General features: G+C 39.7%; 13 protein-coding genes. 3 read left to right on the top strand and 10 right to left on the bottom strand.

Translation table 11 applies throughout. From position 1 onward, the window contains the following. Positions 1–56: 56 nt before the first annotated feature. On the bottom strand, positions 57–2,840 hold the full coding sequence (secA, locus tag PL9631_RS03560; RefSeq protein WP_083617044.1) for a preprotein translocase subunit SecA: 2,784 nt from the start codon (positions 2,838–2,840) through the stop codon (positions 57–59). A gap of 120 nt (positions 2,841–2,960) precedes the next feature. Here secA and PL9631_RS03565 point away from each other — a divergent pair, with 120 nt between their 5' ends. Then, positions 2,961–4,130 carry an RNA-guided endonuclease InsQ/TnpB family protein gene (locus PL9631_RS03565; RefSeq protein ID WP_083617048.1) on the top strand — a complete coding sequence of 390 codons (1,170 nt, stop codon included), beginning with the start codon at positions 2,961–2,963 and terminating at the stop codon, positions 4,128–4,130. On the opposite strand, the gene PL9631_RS03570 is transcribed toward PL9631_RS03565, so the two are convergent. Continuing rightward, positions 4,065–5,870 (bottom strand): ABC transporter ATP-binding protein, encoded by a 1,806-nt coding sequence (locus PL9631_RS03570; RefSeq protein ID WP_083617051.1) that lies wholly within the window; start codon positions 5,868–5,870, stop codon positions 4,065–4,067. The genes PL9631_RS03565 and PL9631_RS03570 overlap by 66 nt on opposite strands. A 599-nt stretch (positions 5,871–6,469) precedes the next feature. Further along, the gene (locus tag PL9631_RS03575; RefSeq protein ID WP_083617053.1) at positions 6,470–7,762 is read right to left on the bottom strand and encodes an ATP-grasp domain-containing protein; all 1,293 of its coding nucleotides are present in this window, start codon (positions 7,760–7,762) and stop codon (positions 6,470–6,472) included. A 45-nt stretch (positions 7,763–7,807) separates the two neighbouring features. Between PL9631_RS03575 and PL9631_RS26955 the strand changes: the two genes are divergently transcribed. Both PL9631_RS26955 and PL9631_RS03580 read left to right on the top strand, forming a co-directional pair. Further along, on the top strand, positions 7,808–7,942 hold the full coding sequence (locus PL9631_RS26955; RefSeq protein WP_269321681.1) for a hypothetical protein: 135 nt from the start codon (positions 7,808–7,810) through the stop codon (positions 7,940–7,942). Positions 7,943–7,962: 20 nt separating this feature from the next. Beyond that, positions 7,963–8,655: an IS630 family transposase gene (locus PL9631_RS03580; RefSeq protein WP_231516636.1), complete on the top strand. Its 693-nt coding sequence runs from the start codon at positions 7,963–7,965 to the stop codon at positions 8,653–8,655. 37 nt (positions 8,656–8,692) lie between these two features. On the opposite strand, the gene PL9631_RS03585 is transcribed toward PL9631_RS03580, so the two are convergent. The 7 genes from PL9631_RS03585 to PL9631_RS03615 form a co-directional block, all read right to left on the bottom strand. Continuing rightward, complete coding sequence (locus PL9631_RS03585) at positions 8,693–9,454, bottom strand: hypothetical protein (protein ID WP_083617059.1); 762 nt, start codon at positions 9,452–9,454, stop codon at positions 8,693–8,695. A 266-nt stretch (positions 9,455–9,720) separates the two neighbouring features. Then, positions 9,721–10,053, bottom strand: coding sequence for a P-II family nitrogen regulator (locus tag PL9631_RS03590; RefSeq protein WP_083617062.1), 333 nt, complete (start codon positions 10,051–10,053; stop codon positions 9,721–9,723). 96 nt (positions 10,054–10,149) lie between these two features. After that, complete coding sequence (locus tag PL9631_RS03595; RefSeq protein ID WP_083617065.1) at positions 10,150–11,280, bottom strand: sodium-dependent bicarbonate transport family permease; 1,131 nt, start codon at positions 11,278–11,280, stop codon at positions 10,150–10,152. 350 nt (positions 11,281–11,630) lie between these two features. After that, positions 11,631–13,070, bottom strand: coding sequence for a diguanylate cyclase domain-containing protein (locus PL9631_RS03600; RefSeq protein ID WP_083617068.1), 1,440 nt, complete (start codon positions 13,068–13,070; stop codon positions 11,631–11,633). Continuing rightward, positions 13,060–14,994 (bottom strand): response regulator, encoded by a 1,935-nt coding sequence (locus PL9631_RS03605; RefSeq protein WP_083617071.1) that lies wholly within the window; start codon positions 14,992–14,994, stop codon positions 13,060–13,062. The genes PL9631_RS03600 and PL9631_RS03605 overlap by 11 nt, the downstream gene beginning before the upstream one ends. 54 nt (positions 14,995–15,048) lie before the next feature. After that, positions 15,049–15,438, bottom strand: a complete 390-nt coding sequence (locus tag PL9631_RS03610) for a response regulator (protein WP_083617074.1) — start codon at positions 15,436–15,438, stop codon at positions 15,049–15,051. Positions 15,439–15,543: 105 nt separating this feature from the next. Continuing rightward, positions 15,544–18,270, bottom strand: coding sequence for an ATP-binding protein (locus PL9631_RS03615; RefSeq protein ID WP_197046256.1), 2,727 nt, complete (start codon positions 18,268–18,270; stop codon positions 15,544–15,546). Between the last annotated feature and the right edge of the window lie 194 nt (positions 18,271–18,464).

Consider the following 18,464-nt stretch of genomic DNA (forward strand, 5'->3'; position numbering starts at 1 on the left):
TCAAGGAAAAACTCAAAAACAAAATCTACAGCCGGGATCAAGAATGGGTAAACACCTTAGACAACAGACGGTTGAGGCTGGAATTGGAACATGGAATAGATCACGTTTCGCCGAATATCGGTCATCATATCCAAGAACAACTCATATCCCTCGCTCTTATATTCGATTAAGGGGTCTTTTTGCCCATAACTGCGTAAACCGACGGACTCCCGCAGCGCGTCCATTTGCTGTAAATGTTCGCGCCATAAGGTATCAATTTGCTGGAGAATGAAGAAGCGCTCGGCTTCGCGCATTAACCCGGCTCGAATTTGATTGACTTGGTTTTCCTTGAGATCATAGGCATTGCGTAATTGTTCATGTAGGAAGGTTTTAATTTCATCTACGGATAAATCCACCAATTGTTCGGCGGTTAAATCCGCTAAAAGATAAACAAATTCCTTGGCTTTGGTAACAAGATTTTCTAAATCCCATTCTTCAGAAGGTAAGTCAGGATTAATATAGGCTTCCACAATATCATCCATGGTTTGTTCGCCGTATTTAATCACTTGTTCCTTCAAATCTTGCCCTTCTAAAACCCTTCGCCGTTCAGCATAAATTGCCCGCCGTTGGTTGTTCATTACCTCGTCATATTCAAATACCTGTTTACGGATATCGTAATAGTAGGTTTCAACTTTTCGTTGGGCATTTTCCAGCGATCGCGTTAACAATTTAGACTCAATGGGCATATCTTCATCAACGTGAAAAGCATCCATTAATCCGGCCACGCGATCGCCCCCAAAAATCCGTAATAAATTATCCTGTAAACTCAGGAAAAACCGCGTGGAACCCGGATCACCTTGGCGTCCAGCCCGTCCCCGCAATTGGTTGTCAATGCGTCGGGACTCATGGCGCTCCGTCCCAATCACATGAAGTCCCCCCAATTCCACCACTTCGTTATGTTCCCGTTTGGTGAAGTTTTCGTACTCGTGAACAATTAAGTTATAGACCTCGCGCAATTTCTGAATTACCGGGTCAGTGGTCGGTGCTTTTTCCGAAGCCACCGCTAATAAATCCTCCGCCTGTAACTCCGGTAAATTGCGTTCTCCATGGACTCCCACGGCAAAATCCACCGCTTCCTTCAGTTTTTGTTCCGTGGATTTCGATAATTCCGTCGGGAATAATTGGGTCGTTACCTTCCAGGTTTTAGCTTTTTTACTCTGATCAAATCCCTGGGCGGCGGGGCGACGACTCGCTGCTCCGCCGACAAAGGCTAATTCCTTTTCATCATCGGGTTTAACAATTTTTGGCATCAAATACTCGCGCATTTTTAGCCGTCCCATGAACTCCGCATTTCCCCCCAAAATAATATCCGTTCCCCGTCCGGCCATGTTGGTGGAAATGGTCACGGCCCCTTTGCGTCCGGCTTGGGAAATAATTTCCGATTCCCGTTCTACGTTTTCGGGTTTAGCATTTAATAAATTATGGGGAATTTTGCGTTGTTGTAATAAATTCGCGAGAATTTCCGATTTTTCTACGCTCGTTGTTCCGACTAAAACCGGACGCCCTTCTTTATGTAAATCCGCACATTCTTCAGCAATGGAAGTCCATTTTCCTTCTTCGGTTTTATAGACCACATCGGGTAAATCTTCCCGTCCGGTAATCCGGTTGGTGGGAATAATAGTAACTTGCAGTTTATAGATGCGTTCAAACTCCGATTCTTCAGTTTTTGCGGTTCCGGTCATCCCGGATAATTTGGGATATAACAGGAAGAAATTCTGATAGGTAATAGTAGCTAAAGTTTGGGTTTCCGGTTGAATATCCACCCGTTCTTTCGCTTCAATGGCTTGGTGTAAACCATCACTCCAACGGCGTCCCGGCATCACCCGTCCGGTAAATTCATCCACGATAATGACTTCCCCATTACCGATAATATAGTTGACGTCTTTAATAAATAATTCTTTGGCTTTTAAGGCATTAAAAACAAAGTGCGCCCAAGGATCATTCGGATCATATAAATCTTGAACTCCAAACAGTTCTTCCGCCCGGGCAAAACCTTCATCCGTCATCAGAACATTACGGCCTTTTTCATCCACTTCATAATGTTCTTCCTTTTCCATCATTTGGGCAACTTCCGCCGCCCGCATATATTTTTGACTCGGACGTTCCACCTGACCGGAAATAATTAAAGGTGTCCGAGCTTCATCAACTAAAACCGAGTCTACTTCATCAATAATGCAATAGTTAAACACCCTCTGCACGACTTCATCCATGGAGGTCGCCATGTTGTCGCGCAGGTAGTCAAACCCCATTTCACTGTTTGTACCGTAGGTAATATCACAGTTATAGTTTTTCTTCCGTTGGTCGGGATTCATTTCCTGCTGAATTAGCCCCACACTCAGCCCCAGGAAGCGGTGAATTTGTCCCATCCATTCCGCATCCCGTCGAGCCAGATAATCGTTAACGGTGATCACGTGAACCCCTTTTCCGGCTAAGGCGTTGAGATAGGCCGGAAGGGTGGAAACCAGGGTTTTTCCTTCCCCGGTTTTCATCTCGGCAATTTGCCCCGTGTGGAGGATAATACCGCCCAGGAGTTGGACATCGAAGTGTCGCATCCCCAAAACCCTCTTTCCGGCTTCCCTGACAACGGCAAACGCTTCTGGGAGAATTTCATCCAGGATTAGGTTTTCGTCGTCTCGGTTTTTGGCTTTGGCTAATTTTTCCTTAAATTCTCCTGTCTTGGCCCGAAGTTGTTCATCCGAGAGGCTTTGAATTTCTTCCTCTAAAATGTTGATATCCGTGACAAGAGGCTGATATTTTTTAAGTTTACGCGCATTCGGATCACCTAACAGAGCTTTTAACATGGCAAGAGCAGGATATAGTTACGAAAATTTATTGGTTTTGAATAAATCATTGTTGATTCTAGCATTTCCTGGCTGCATCTGTTATATGTTAAAGTATATCCAAGAGTTTTGAAAGCGACAATGTTTCAGGCATACAAATTCCGAATCTATCCAAATACCGAACAGCAAATCGCCTTAGCCAAAAGCTTTGGTTGTTGCCGTTGGTATTGGAATTATGCTCTAAACTTATGTCAAGAAACCTATAAGCAAACAGGAAAAGGGTTATCCAGAAAAGCAATTCAAGGATTGTTACCTGAATTAAAAAAGGAATATCCTTGGTTGGCAGATGCCTATTCCCAATGCTTACAAGTTGTCGCTCTCAATTTATCCGTATCTTACAAAAACTTCTTTGAGAAACGGGCGAGATTGCCTCGGTTCAAATCCAAACAGGGTAGACAATCAATCAGTTATCCTCAAAATGTTAAGTTTGAAGGGGATTATCTAAAACTACCTGGTAAAGTAGGGTTGGTTTATTGTTTGCGCCATCGGGAATTTCAAGGCGTAATTAAAACCGTTGCTGTCTCAAAAAATCCCGATGGGAAATATTCTGCTTCTATCTTAGTTGATGACGGCAAGGAAACACCCAACCTATCAACCAATGGAAAAGCAATTGGGATTGATTTAGGGTTAACTCATTTTGCGATTACTAGCGATGGGGACAAGTATAGCAACCCCAAACATTTTGCTAAACATCAACGCAACTTAAAACGAAAACAACAGAAATTATCCCACAAACAAAAAGGAAGTAATAGCAGACAAAAAGCAAGATTAAAGGTTGCTAAAGTCCACGCTAAAATCTCTCGTTGCCGGGAAGATTTTCTCCACAAACTATCCCGCAAGATAGTGAACGAAAACCAAGTGATTGCTGTAGAAAATCTAGCAGTTAAGAATATGGTAAGAAACCATAAATTAGCCAGAGCGATTAGTGATTGTGGTTGGGGAATGTTCTGTACAATGCTCAAATACAAAGCCGAAAAAGAAGGGAAAACCTATCAAGAAGTTGATCGATTTTTCCCTTCTTCTAAAACTTGTAACGTCTGTCTAAATCAAGTGGGTAGTTTACCACTTGATATTAGAAGTTGGATTTGCGAACATTGTCAAACAACTCATGACCGAGATATAAATGCTTCTATCAATATTAAAACTGAAGCCTTGCGGATACTTCGACTATGCTCAGTACAAGTTTTATCGTTGGGAACCAGCGATACTGCTAGTCTGAGGGGATGTCANGCCGGACTGTACGCGCCATAAACCCGCATAAATACCTGGTGCTTCTAAGAGGTTTTCATGGGTTCCTGATTCGACTAATTTTCCCTGTTCCATCACATAAATACAGTCGGCATTTCTAACCGTTGAAAGGCGGTGAGCGATCGCAATTGTTGTCCGATTTTTGGTAATCTTTTCTAAAGATCTTTGAATGGCGGCTTCGGTTTCATTATCGACGGCCGATGTCGCTTCATCTAAGATTAAGATGGGGGGATTTTTTAAGACTGCCCGGGCGATCGCAATTCTTTGTCGCTGTCCGCCGGATAATTTCTGACCCCGTTCTCCTACAATTGTCTCATATCTTTGGGGTAAATCCTGAATAAATTCATCGGCTTCGGCGATTTTTGCCGCTTCAATAATATCAGTTAAGGACGCATCAAAGGTTCCATAGGAAATATTTTCGGCAACGGTTCCATGAAACAGAAACACATCTTGACTGACTAAGCCAATCGCTTGTCGTAAATCCTCTAATTTCAAACGGTTTAATTCTATCCCATCTATAGTAATTACCCCGGCATTAATTTCATATAACCTCAATAATAGTTTTACTAAGGTACTTTTTCCCGAACCCGTAGCACCGACAATGGCAATAGTTTGTCCGGCGGGAATTTTTAGGGATAAATCTTGAATAATCTGATTTCGATTTTGATAGGAAAAATAGACATTTTTTAACTCTATTTCTCCCCTGACTGAAGCCACGGGTAGGGCAATATCCCCGGTATGAATTTCTATGGGAGTATCTAATAAATTCATCACCCGGTTAATAGAAGCCATAGCCCGTTGATATTGATCAAAGGTATCTCCCAGGCGGGTTAAAGGCCATAATAACCGTTGGGTAATAAACACTAAAACGCTATAGGTTCCCACGGCTAAAGCCCCAGAAGTGACTTGTAAACCACCTAATAATAAAGTTGCAATAAATCCAAATAAAATTAAACTTCTAATCACCGGAACGTATGCAGAAGATAGGGTAATTGCCCGACGATTACTTTGGCGATAGGCTTCACTATGTTCGGTAATTCTTTGGATTTCATACTGTTCGGCGGTAAAACTTTTAATAGTGGTAATACCGCCTAAATTATTAGCCAGTTGTCCATTCAGTAACCCAACTTTTTCCCGCACATCGGCATAACGGGGGGCGAGTAATTTCTGGAACCAAACCGAACCCCAAACAATAAAAGGCATGGGTAACATTGCCCACCAAGCAACAGTTGGGGCTAAAATAAAGAAGGCTGCTCCAATTACAATTACCGTTGTAATGACTTGGATAATTTCATTCGCTCCGATATCTAAAAACCTTTCTAACTGGTTAATATCATCATTTAAAATTGACATTAAATCGCCACTACTGCGTTCTTCAAAATAGGCTAATTCTAAGTTTTGTAAATGTCCATAGGCATCTAATCTGAGATTATGTTGCAAGGTTTGGGCTAAATTTCGCCACAACACTTTATAAGCATATTCAAAAACTGATTCTAAAGTCCAGATAATTAAGCTCAAAAACGATAACATTAACAATTGATTAAATGCCCCTTGAATTCCCCACTGGGACAGGAAGGAAACCTGGGGGTTAATGACAACATCAACGGCCCAGCCAATTAATACGGGCGGGGCTAAATCAAAGATTTTATTTAAAATTGAATAAACCGTTGCTAACCCAATCGTTTTTTGATAGGGACGAGCATACTGTAGAAGACGCTGTAACGGATGAGTTGTTTTAGACATTGCAATTATTAAAAAATAGACTGTTGAAACATGAATCCTTTAGGACTTAAGCAACTAGCATAATAGCTAAGAAGAGGGCGATGTTTCCTCAGCCCTACTGATTTAATAGAAATTAACGATGAGTTTCCTCTAATTCTGTACCCAGTATTCCCTAATATTTTCCCACAATAAACGGGGTATTAATTTTTCTGGCGCAATTTAGCTAAATTGGTTAAAGTATAATTAATTTATAGTTAGTCAAATATTTATATTTCTTAAGAGATTATATCAGGTCAATGCTTATGGTAGCATAAAAAAATAGCAGGTTATTGAATAACCAATAATTGTTATCAACTTTTTCATTAATTTTGGCTTTAGCTGACGAGCATATTTAGCCCCCATGTAACCCCCCATCATTGTTCCCGCCATCATGACTAATCCTTGCTGGCAAGCCAACAATTTGCTCCATTTTGGTGTTAATCCTGAGAGAATGCTAAATTTAGAGATTCTTCGTTTCACTCAGAATGACAAATCTCCTCCTGTCATGCTGAATGAAATGAAGCATCTGAGAGAATATTAAATGTTGTTTACGGAATGATTCTGTTTCGGGATTTCAAGCGTTAAGCTCCAGGTGAAATAACTTTTACATCCAAAAGATCGGCGATCTCCTCAAGAATATCTCCAATGTCTTGCGTTTGCTCACATTGGGCAACAACATATCCAAGGACATAGCTGTTAAACTTTTCAGCAGGTAAATAAACCTGATCTCCAACGTAACGTAATTGAGCAAATTCTCGAAAACAGGGATGGGTTTTAATTGCATCAATGCCATTAATAGAAGAAATACATCCCGGTTGGGGTGGAAGTAACGCTCTTAACCCCGATCTAAAAATGGTATCCTGATAATACTCATCTTTTGTAAAGGGATTCTGTCCTTGAATTACTTGCATGATGCAATCGTAGGGATTTAAGGCAGGATTGGAAAGCGGAATCAGATGAGAGTTAATACATTCACCCCCTAACCTACCGCCAATCTCTAAAATTTTAGGTTGACTGTTAACAACCATTATGTCAATGTGAAAGCCACACCAATTAATCCCGGTCAAGGGAATAGCCTGTTTTGCCATCTTAACAATCTTGTGTTGAATTTCTGTTGTTAATAAAGATGGCGTAATATTTTGATACTGAATTGGAAGTGTCAAGTCGTTTTCTTTATCAACAATTGAAAGGATAATCGGCTGACTATTAACAACCATACCCGCAACTGAGTGTTCACTCCCAATCAGTTCTTGTTCAACAATAAACTCATGTTGATAAAAGCCATAAGTGGGATCATTTTCAGGTCGGACTGTTCGATAAAAGTTAGCAATCTGTTGTTCGGCTTCTTCAGCAGAACGAATTTTAAAAATCCCCCGTCCAAAAGAAGAACCTGGCGGTTTTAAGACACAGGGAAAACCAACTTTTTCAATAGCCTGACCGATGTTATTTTTATCATTGACAATGGCAAAAATTGGGTTTGCTTCAGGGAGATATTGCTCAAGAATGCGACGGGTATTCGCTTTATTACGAACATTATGGGCTAGATCTGGGGATGTGCCTGGAAGACCCAAAGCGGCTGACAATCTCGATACCAAAGCAACAATCGGATCAGTCCATCCGATCACCCCTGCGATTTGAAGATCATGCTGTTTAATATAAGCCAAAATGTCGTTAAATGCTTGATCCTCATCCGTGAGGGGCGTTTGAATCAGATGGGTTAACCCATAAGCGTCATATTCTGCAATGGAGGTATCTGCTAGAAAAATATCCAGTCCATTGTTACGAGCCGCATTAATTTCTGCATCCCTCTCCAAACTGACAGAGCGGGTTCCAATATAGAGAATGTATTTTTGAGCCATTAAGTAGGTGGTCATAAATAGAGTTAAAATAAGAAATGAAGAAATATCAGAGGAATAGTCATGCCACTGAGGTTAAGAATTCAACTAACAGAAGAAGAAAAACAAGAGCTACTAACTCTGTATCAGCAAGAGAAAGTTCCGAAAAGAACAAGGCAGAGAATAGATATATTAATGTTTAGTGATGGAGCGCACTAAGCGCAGAAAGAATTAGAAAAATCTTAAAAAAAAAAGACTGGCGCTGGAAAAGAACAAAAGCCAGTTTAAAGAAAAAACAGAATCCCGAAAAAACAGCGAGCAAGAAAAGAGATTTGGAGACGTTAAAGCGTTATGAAGAAGAGGGTTTGGTCAGATTAAAATATTTAGATGAGGCAGGTTTTTGTTTATGGAGTCCTGTGAGTTACACCTATGTAAAAAAGGGGAAGCAGAAACAAATAAACCAGACGAAAAAGCGAGGAAAAAGATTGAATGTAATTGGAGTATTAGAAAAAGGAAAAAGTTTTGAGTACGGTTTAAGTTTGTCAGGAATTACAAGTGAGAATTACATAAAATTTATAGATTGGCAAGCGGAAAAAGCTGAAAAGCATTTTCAAAATACTCGACAAATTACCGTACTGATTCAAGATAACTACAGTGTCCATAAAAGTCAAAAAATACAAGAAAAAGAAAGGGAGTGGCAAGACAAAAAATTAGAATTTTTCTTCCTGTCTGCTTATAGCCCTGAATTGAATGAAATCGAACCAGAATGGCATCAATTAAAAACTCATGAACTGGCGGGAAGAATGTTTGAAGATGAATATGATTTGAGCCAAGCTGTGATTCAAGCCATTGAAGATAGAAACGAAAGAAATGATTGTACCTGCGATCGCTTGCGATTTAATTCCCTGAGTAACTCTCAAGAATTATCCTAAACAATCTTTTTCTATTATTGACTTTATTTATGACCACCTACTTACTAGCCAGAAGTTGGCTTCCAGAACCTAGAAAACAATGGCTTTGCTTGAGGTTGACTTCTAAGATTGATAAGCGTTTTGCCAATTCTAATGGCAGATGTAGGGGGTCAACGGTGCGGTTAATTTCTTCTATTATTGTTTGATTACTGTCTTTGAGCGCAAAGACGCAAAGGGCTGCAATCAAATAACGTTCTTCATTGCTGAGATCTGCCCAATCTAAACTAGATTCACTCACTTGTATTTTTTGCAAAATTGCGCTCAGTTCACCTTTGCGCTCAGAGCGCTCGCCTCCCCGTTCAACAATTGCTTTTCCACCCAGACCCAGAATAAAATCAGTTGCCGTAATGGATTTAATCAGAATCTGCAAATATAGGAATCCCTTGAGCAAAAACTCACCGCCTTCATCCTGAACTGATATTTGCGGTTTCGTAGCGAAGTCCTTACAGATATTATGAATTGCGATCGCAAGCTCTTGGGTTCGCAGCTTGTCAGGGGTGTTATACCGTCGTACCGAGTCAAGAACAGATCGAGCCGGATCGTACTGAACTTCTGAGGATTCCCAAATGTTAGGAACTCCATACAATAGAGATGAACTTTGAGTCATACCTCGATAAGCACTCAGCAATTCTGGAGGCAGTTGATCAGTTAATATTTCATTGCTCAGATTTGCCTCGTTGGGATCGGCTCGGTGTTGGTTCGCTCCCTGTAAGTCATTTTCAGCAGTTCTGGGACTTTTGAGATCAGTGGTTGTTTGCATCGTTTTATCCTTTATTTTTTTATCGTTCTGGTGGATAGTTGATGATCAAGCCAAAAAGTTTTGGCGAATAGTGTAAGTAAATTATTTAATTATACGAATGAGGGATTTTTAAAATTAAAATCAATGTTAATTTTTATATGAGCTTTCAGACGAGGGGCATCAAATAATCCTTCTTTTTCTTGATTTATGACCACCTACTTAGTCTGCGGAATATAGTTAAAAAGCCGGGGCCATGCCCCGGCTTTTTAGATCTGCGTTGTCTCTATTCAACAGCCGTCTGGCCCGCAGAAACTGTGTCCGTACAGCACCTCCGCCTCACAGATATAGATAATGCCCGCATAATCGAGGAAAAACTTTATTGCGACCTGATCCGCAATCTTGTCGGCCATATCCCGATCCGGGGTGAGCACCTCAAACTTTATATTCGCCTGGGTGTCAGAAACGCTGGGTTGTCCCGACGAGCGCACGTTGCGACTACCTTTACCGCCAGTTTCCAGAACCGTATAACCAGTTGCCCCGGCTTCTTCGATGATATGGGCGATCTTTTTCAGCAGAATCTTTTCCGTGACGATGACGAGCTTTTTGGCTTGCTTGGCCATGTTGGTTACCTCCTTACCTATGTGTATTGTCTTGTATATTAAGTTGCTTGGTCTGCCGAGCCAAGGGATCGCCGACAGACCGCGACCCGTCTGAGATTAGCCGCCACCTATCGCCTGGGCGAGCCCAAGGAAGAGCGGTATACACAAGCCGATCGCAACGGGTGTACCGATGGCTGTGGATGCGCCGATGTAGGCGGAGGGATTGGCCGACGGAATCCCGGCTCGCAACGTGGGTGGGCCTGAGATATCTGAACTCGAAGCCGCGATTACGGCCAGGATCACAACACCGCCTAGGCTGAATCCCGTGGCGTAGTGGGCAATCATGCCGAGACCGAAGGCGATGAACCCATGCACCAGGGGTGCGACTACACTATAAACAACGTACCACTGGGCTACCTTACGCAGTTCGCCAATCCTTGACCAAGCCTCCATACCCATGACCAGCATCAAGATCGAAAGCAAGCCACGGAAGAGGGGATCGTAGAAGCTTTTATAGACACTTTCCGGCTGGGTCAACAGGCCAAGAGCAATGCCGAGCAACATTGCCGATAGGGCAGGCCCCTGAAGGCTTTCCTGTATGATCGGCCATATTTTGACCCGATTATCCTCAGACTGCTGATTGCTGAGATACTCTTGCCGGGTGCCGGGATAATCTTGCTGATCGGGATAATTACCTGCCGCCACGGGCTGCTTGCTGAGATACTCCTGCTTGCTGAGAGACTGGCCTGCTGCACTAACCTTCTTCTTGTTGAGATAAATGTTTGCCACCACAATCGCCGTTACGAGCGCTGGGATATCCATGAAGGGATAGAGTGCCGCAGCCCATGCCTCGTATTGGATGTTTTGTTCTTCCAGTAGCGTCAGGGCGGCAGCCATGGTAGAGCCACTCACAGCACCAAATAATCCCCCGGTCGCAATCGCATCTACGGTTTTGACCTTCGGCAGATTGGCCAAAGTATAGCGTGCGATGAATACAACAAGAACCCCTACTGCTATAGCAAACGCTGCGGGTAAAATCATCTCCGTCAGGTTGGAATTGCGGATCGCCTGACCACCGGTCAGACCAATTTTCATGAGCAACATGAAGACGATGATCTGACAAATCGCCTCTGGAATTACCAATTCGCTACCGAGAGCGGCAATGACCATACCACCAATCAAAAACCCCAGTGTCGGGGACTGCAACTGCTTAACGAAGTCCATTAAAAACAATGACCAAAAATCCACGAATACCTCCTTCCGCCTCCTCTAACGAAGAGCAATTATTGTGATCAGTGAGCTTTAAGAAGTAAGGGTGCAGCGCTTCAACCCTATAGCACAGGTGTTACGCGAACACTTGTCGGCAGGGGGTTCAGAGATAGACGCTCTCCGAATGGGGCTGGAAGGTGTCGCTGTCCCTCAACAACTTCTATAGGTTAAGATCTATCAAGATCCAAAATTCCATGTATTTAAGTCTATCCTTAAATGAGCACAAACTTGCGATCGCTTTACATGGATCTGCCAAATAAATTTCAAATTCAAATCAAATGCAGCATTTCAACGGTTTGTCGCAGCAGGGATGCAGATGATTCAATCCTTTAGTTTACTTTCGTAATAATGCGATTTCTGCCTTTTTGTTTGGCTTCATATAAGGCTTCATCTGCCCGTTTAATTAATACTTGAATTGAGTTTTCTTTTGTTGGAATTAAAGTTGATATTCCTAAACTGAGGGTGAGCAAATCACTGACTTGGGATTGGGAGTGGGGAATATTTAACTCCCGAATGGCGGTCTGAATTTGTGTGGCTATTTGTAAGGCTTCGACTAGACGGGTTTGGGTCATAATCACCACAAATTCCTCCCCCCCATAACGGGCGAGTAGATTTCCGGGGGATTGAATCACTTGGTCGATGGCTTTAGCGACTTTTTTAAGACAATCATCTCCTTCTAAATGACCATAGGTATCGTTATAGGCTTTGAAATAATCTACATCACATAAAATCAAGGAAATCGGTTGTTTTTCCTGTTTATTTCTCAGCCATTCTTGATTTAAAAACTGCTCAAAACAATGACGGTTAGCAATTTGAGTTAACCCATCTAATCTAGCTAAACGAGATAGGTCTATTTCCATCTGTTTTCGTTCGGTAATATCTCGAATAGCTACAGAAAATCCATCCCCAAGTTTTACGGCAATAAAATGATACCAACCTTGATTATTTTTGCCTTTATAAAAAATATCCTCAATCAGAGGGACTCCAGTTTCTACTAAATTAACAAATTTTTTAAATAGATTAATATCTATTTTTTTTAAGATTTTTTTTAAAATAATTTTACCCTGTAAATTATATCGATCTCGGCTCAAAATTTGGCCGATAATTGGATTAATCACTAAACAGCGAAAATCCATAATTTCTCCATTTGTGGGGTCTCGCACCGACTGAAAGGCGGCGATTCCATCCATGGAAGTATTTAAAACACTTTGAATTAAGGCGCGAGATTGATATAAAATTTCCTCGGTTTCTTTGCGTCGGATAATTTCTGCTTGTAATTCTTGTTCTTTAACTAAACGTTGTTGAATTTCGATTTTTAACCGATGTTCCTGGGCTTGGCGGTATTGAATTTCTGCCTGTAACTGGTTTTTCTGTCTTTGAATCGTAAACTGAGTTTTAATCCGGGCTATGACTTCTTCGACTTGAAAGGGTTTACTAATATAATCCACCCCTCCTAATTCAAAGGCTTTAACTTTATCTAAAACTTCGTTTAAACCACTAATAAAAATAATCGGAATTTCCTCAGTCTGAGGATCACTTTTGAGTTGTTGACAGACTTCATACCCATCCATATCCGGCATTTTGATATCCAATAAAATCAAATCCGGTGGAGCAGAATGTATGGCTCTTAATCCTGATGTTCCATTAATTGCTTGACGAATTTTATAGCCTTGGTGTTTAAGCATTTCGGATAAAACTTTTAAATTTTCAAGTTTATCATCTATAATTAAAATTCCACCGGAATATTGTTTTTTTTCTCTAATATTCATTATTTTTTATTGTTTGAATAATATTAAAAATCTGATCAAGTTTATAATTAGAAACGAAATCCGTTAAGGTCTGGGATAGACCCGCCTGTTCCGAAGGAATTTCTTGAATTAAATCTAAAACCAAATCATAATCTAAATCCATACTAGCTTGATACAGTTCATCGACCCAAGCGGAGGGCATTTGGTTAAAGCTCTCATGGGTGAGAATAGAATTGGGGGGTTTGAACAGGTTGGGGGTGGGTTCAGCATAAATGTACTCAAGACCTAGATATTTTTTCATCATCTCAAAAATATGAAATTCCCGAAAGGGTTTTGTGATAAAATCATCACAACCCATAGCAAAGATCTGGGCTTTTTGGTCTTCTAAAACAGTCGCTGTAACTGCAATAATTACAGTATTATTATCCTTAGAACTACTTTTAATCTGTTGTGTGGCTTCCGAACCACTCATAATCGGCATAATCATATCCATAAAAATTAAATCCGGTTTCCATCCTTGAAAAATTTCTACAGCTTCCTTGCCATTGGCAGCTTCTTTTAATTGAAATCCCAAGGGTTGAAGCAGTTGGAATAATAACTTCCGATTGGAAAATTTATCATCAACAATTAATATTTTATAGGCGGGTTGATGGGGAACTAAACCAATGACTTGCTTGGGATAAATTTCCGGGGATAAATCTATATTTTCAATAGAGTGAGCTTGAATATCAAAGGTAAAGGTTGTGCCCATACCGACTTGGGAATTAACTTGAATTTCTCCTCCCATCAGTTGCACAAATTTTTGAGTAATTGATAGACCTAATCCGGTGCCTTCCTGGGTTTCTTTTCCGGTTTTGGTCTGTGTAAAGGCTTGAAAAAGCTGATTCATTTCTTCGGGTTCAATTCCAACTCCCGTATCTTTGACGGCAAAAATAAGTCGAATTTGTGAAGATGCAATTAGCCGACAAGCAACCGTTAAATTTATGCCACCTTTTGAAGTGAATTTGAGCGCATTATTTAGTAAATTAATTAAAATCTGACGCAGTTTAATTTGATCCGTACAGATATATTCAGGGACGGTTTCGGCACAGGTAAATTTTAAAAATAAGTTCTCATTTTGGGCTTTCAGGGAAAACATATCCTCTAAATCTTGAAGCAAATTATATAAATTAAAGTTAGTCTCATTTAAGGTAATTTTACCGGCTTCAATTTTAGCTAAATCTAATAGTTGATTAATTAAATTTAATAAATGTTCTCCGCTTTGTAAAATGATCTCGACTTGTTCTTGATGTTCGGGAGAAAGGGTTTTACTTCGATTCATTAATTGAGCAAAGCCTAAAATCGCATTCAGGGGCGATCGCAATTCATGACTCATATTTGCTAAAAAGGTACTTTTAGTCTGGTTTGCGACTTCAGCAGCCTGTTTTGCCTGTTCTAATTCTGCGGTTCGTTCGGTAACTTTTTGTTCTAGGGAAATATTTAATTGTTGTAATTCTATATTTAATTCTTGTAATTTTTGATTTTGTTCTAAAAGTTGTTGTTCTTGAGTATAGCGTCTTAATGCTTCTTGAACCGTTAAAATTAGGTCAGTTTCATCCCAAGGTTTACTAATATAACGATACAAACTTGCTTGATTAACCACATTACCCACGGATTGAACATCCGCCTGTCCGGTTAACATTATTTTTAACATTTGGGGATAATTTTGATGCAGTTGAATTAATAACTCATCTCCTTGCAATCCTGACATAATTTGATCGGAAATAACTAATGCGACTTCTAACCCTTCCTGGTATAATTCGGCAATCACTTCTAAGGCTTCTTCGCCACTTTCTGCCGATTCTAATTCATAATTTTGAGGTAAATGCCGTTTGAGTTGTTCTTTGAGACTTTCTAAAATAACGGGTTCATCATCTACACATAAAATTGCTAGTTGTTTATTCATAAAAAGGGAAATGAGAATTACGAATTACGAATTACGAATGGGCAATAACTCGACTTATCCTAATGCTGAGGCAATGGTTTGGGCTAATTCTTCTTCTGTCCAAGGTTTATAAATACAGCGATATAAATTAGCGTGTTTTTGGGCCCGTTTGATGGCTTCCTCATCCGCTTGTCCGGTTAACATCACTTTGATAATTTTAGGAAAGCGACGATGAACTTCAATTAAAAATTCATCACCTCGCATTTCTGGCATTAACCAATCAGAAACAATAATTAATACTTCAATAGCTTCTTGTTGTAAATCTTCTATAATATCTAAGGCTTCTGGGGCACTTTCTGCTCCTTCATAGATATACTCATTACCAAATCTACGTTTGAGTTGTTCTAGGATACTTTCTAAAATAAACCCTTCATCATCCACACAAATAATTGCTTTTTCTACCATTTTTTTATATCCTTGATTTTAATTAATGATTTTGGTATTAATTCCCAAACGGGTATCGGCATGGATCGATTCTAACATAAATTATTAAAGTAGGCTGTTATTAGCCTAAGAGCGAGGTAAACACAGGGTAAAAGTTGTGGTTCCAGGTTGGCTTTCAACGGCGATCTCTCCTTGATGTTTACTAATAATTTTTTTAACAATATCTAATCCTAAACCGCTTCCTTCTCCCAGGGGTTTAGTGGTAAAAAATGGTTCAAAAATTCGCGTTTGAATTTCAGAGGGAATCCCACAGCCAGAATCCGTAATTTTAATTATAAACTCGGTTTCTTTTTCTTCAACTAAAATTTTGATGGTTCCCTTACCATTCATGGCTTGAATACTATTATGAATTAAATTTGTCCAAACCTGCATTAATTCATCGGGATAACACTCAAAGGGATGGTTAATTTGATAGATTCGAGTTACTTCTATTCCCCGTTTAAGCTGATTATGATAAAGTTCTAAAACCGTATCAATTCCTTCTGTAATTAAGATCGATTGTTTTTTCCCACTATTATCATGACGGGCATAATTTTTGAGGGCAAAAACGACTTTAGAAGCTCGTTCTATGGCTGTGATCATGGTTTGATTATTGCGTTGCAGTCGCGCCAGATTATAAGTTAAATTTAATAACCATTCTTGTTCAGGATGTTGCAGAATAGGTAAAAATGATTCTGGATGATCATAAATCCCAATATCCACTAAGATATCAGCCACTTTTCGATGGGATTCGATGTGATAATCTTTTAGGGTTTGGGTTAATTGACGTTTATATTCGCGCTGTTCTCTCGTGGAAAGTTGTTGGGGATTGGTACGCGATCGCTCTAACATACTAAAAAACAAAAATTGTAGGTCTGGATTGAGTTTTTGAGAGAGTTTAGGTAATTCAACTAAAGATTCAATTAGAGCTTGACTATTATTATTGATAGAGGCTTGAATTGCCCCTAATGGCGTATTAATTTCATGGGCGATGCCTGCTACTAATTGTCCTAAAGCTGCCATTTTTTCCGATTGGATCAATTGACTTTGAGTGGCTTGTAACTGTTGCAGAGTTTGGAATAATTCCTGGGTTCTTTCATTGACTTGACGTTCTAAAGTTTGGTTATATTCAGCTAAAATTTGTTCAGCTTCTTTGCGGGAGGTAATATCAGTAATTGTGCCAACATATCCGGTAATTTTTCCTTGATTATCGCGTTCAGCCAGGGCTTTTCCATAGACCCAAATACTACTTCCATCCTGTCTAAGAAAACGATATTCGCACTGAAAAGGAATCCCTTCTTCGAGAAATGCTAACCAACTGGAAACGGTATGATCTCGATCTTCGGGATGAATTGTTTTTGTCCAGCCCATCCCCGTCGCCTCCTCTGGACTAAGACCGATCATTTCAAAGCTTTGGTCATTACCATAAATACAATTTCCTTTAATATCTGTGCGAAAAATTCCTACGGGTGCCGCTTTTGCTAAACTGGCATAGCGTTGTTCACTAATTTGTAAGGATTGATTCAGTTCTTGCATTTGAGTTAAAGTGGTTTGTAATTGCTTAATCATATTATTAAAAGAGCGAGTCAGTTCTCCTAATTCATCTTGGCGATTGGTTTCTAAGGGTTGATCCCATTGTCCAGCCGCAATATTTTTTGAGGACTGATTCAGTCGAATAATCGGTAATGTCACCCATCTCGCGGTTAAAATACCAATAATAATTGCCATTATTAAAGTTAATAAACACAATAATAAAGTAGTACGATTATTGGCTTTAATTTGATCTAAAAAATCATCTTCAGGCACAACTAAAATAATTAACCAGCCCAATTTTTTGTTATTAGAAAAAGGAATAACATTGAGAAAATGTTTTTCTTGATTAATAGAAAAATTAAATTTTGTGGAGATAGAAATATCATTAATATTTTTAAATTTTGTTAATAAATGTTGTGTTGCCGCTTGAGTTACTTGATTGTGGCTGGCTGTTGCTAAAAACAGTTGATTTTGATCTCCAACTTTTCTAAACGGTTGCTCTCCGGTAGAACTGGCTAACAAATGACCTTGAGGATCAATAATAAAAACCTGTCCGGTTTTTCCGATATTTAAGCCTTTGAGAAAAGCAATAATTTGGTCAAGCCGCAAGGTCGCCATTAAAATCCCTTCAATTTTTTTCTCCTGATTATAGATAGGTTCTAATGCACTAATTAATAAGCTGGGTTCTAACATAGAAACAAATACGTCACTCCAGACAGATTGGCGTTCTCTAAGGACTTTTAAATAAATGGGATGCTGACGTAAATTATAGTCTTTTTTAATTAATTTACCTTGACTTCGATTTCCCTGAGCATCGAGCTTGAAAGTATAGAAATTATTGCCCACATCATCCCCGACAACATTAACTTGAAAATCCCCATTTATAAGTTTTTGTCCTGTTCGTTGTTTATTTTGATTCGTCGCAATGCCAATAAAAGTGATATCGGGATAGAGTTTAACCTGTCGCCAAAGATATTTTTCCCAAGGATATAAATTATTTGTGTTTAAAAAACCTAATTTAATTTGATTAGAATTGGTTTGGTTAATCTGTTCGGGAGTTTCTAAGAAAAACTGTAAATTTTCCTGAACCCGATTGCTGACTTGATAAATTAATTGTTGGGCTAAATTTTCAACGTCTTTTTGTCCATTTTTAAAGGAAAAATAACCAACTAATCCCACTGTAGCGGTAATTTGTACGACAAATGGTAAGATTAAAACCGTTCTTAAGGGGAGTTTCCCAATGGTTTTGGCTAGTAATTGATTCGGGGGTGGAAGTAACATTATTTTTATAATAACTATCAGTAATAGTGAGGGGATAGCCATTGGTGTCAACTTAAGCCGAAAATCTCTGATTATAGCCAAGATTAGATCCCCCTAAATCCCCCCTTCGGCAAGCTCAGGGCACGGCCTTAAAAAGGGGGACTTGGATCTCCTCCTAGAATATAGGGTTTAAATACATAACAGCTTACTGTTAA

The organism is Planktothrix paucivesiculata PCC 9631 (assembly GCF_900009265.2).
GTDB classification, from domain to species: Bacteria; Cyanobacteriota; Cyanobacteriia; order Cyanobacteriales; family Microcoleaceae; genus Planktothrix; species Planktothrix paucivesiculata.

Excerpts from the sequence above, each read along its gene's own strand:
- secA (WP_083617044.1), bottom strand. The coding sequence starts at position 2,840 with ATGTTAAAAGCTCTGTTAGGTGATCCGAATGCGCGTAAACTTAAAAAA.
- PL9631_RS03575 (WP_083617053.1), bottom strand. The coding sequence starts at position 7,762 with ATGACCACCTACTTAATGGCTCAAAAATACATTCTCTATATTGGAACC.
- PL9631_RS26955 (WP_269321681.1), top strand. The coding sequence starts at position 7,808 with ATGCCACTGAGGTTAAGAATTCAACTAACAGAAGAAGAAAAACAAGAG.
- PL9631_RS03585 (WP_083617059.1), bottom strand. The coding sequence starts at position 9,454 with ATGCAAACAACCACTGATCTCAAAAGTCCCAGAACTGCTGAAAATGAC.
- PL9631_RS03590 (WP_083617062.1), bottom strand. The coding sequence starts at position 10,053 with ATGGCCAAGCAAGCCAAAAAGCTCGTCATCGTCACGGAAAAGATTCTG.
- PL9631_RS03600 (WP_083617068.1), bottom strand. The coding sequence starts at position 13,070 with ATGAATATTAGAGAAAAAAAACAATATTCCGGTGGAATTTTAATTATA.
- PL9631_RS03605 (WP_083617071.1), bottom strand. The coding sequence starts at position 14,994 with ATGAATAAACAACTAGCAATTTTATGTGTAGATGATGAACCCGTTATT.
- PL9631_RS03610 (WP_083617074.1), bottom strand. The coding sequence starts at position 15,438 with ATGGTAGAAAAAGCAATTATTTGTGTGGATGATGAAGGGTTTATTTTA.
- PL9631_RS03615 (WP_197046256.1), bottom strand. The coding sequence starts at position 18,270 with ATGTTACTTCCACCCCCGAATCAATTACTAGCCAAAACCATTGGGAAA.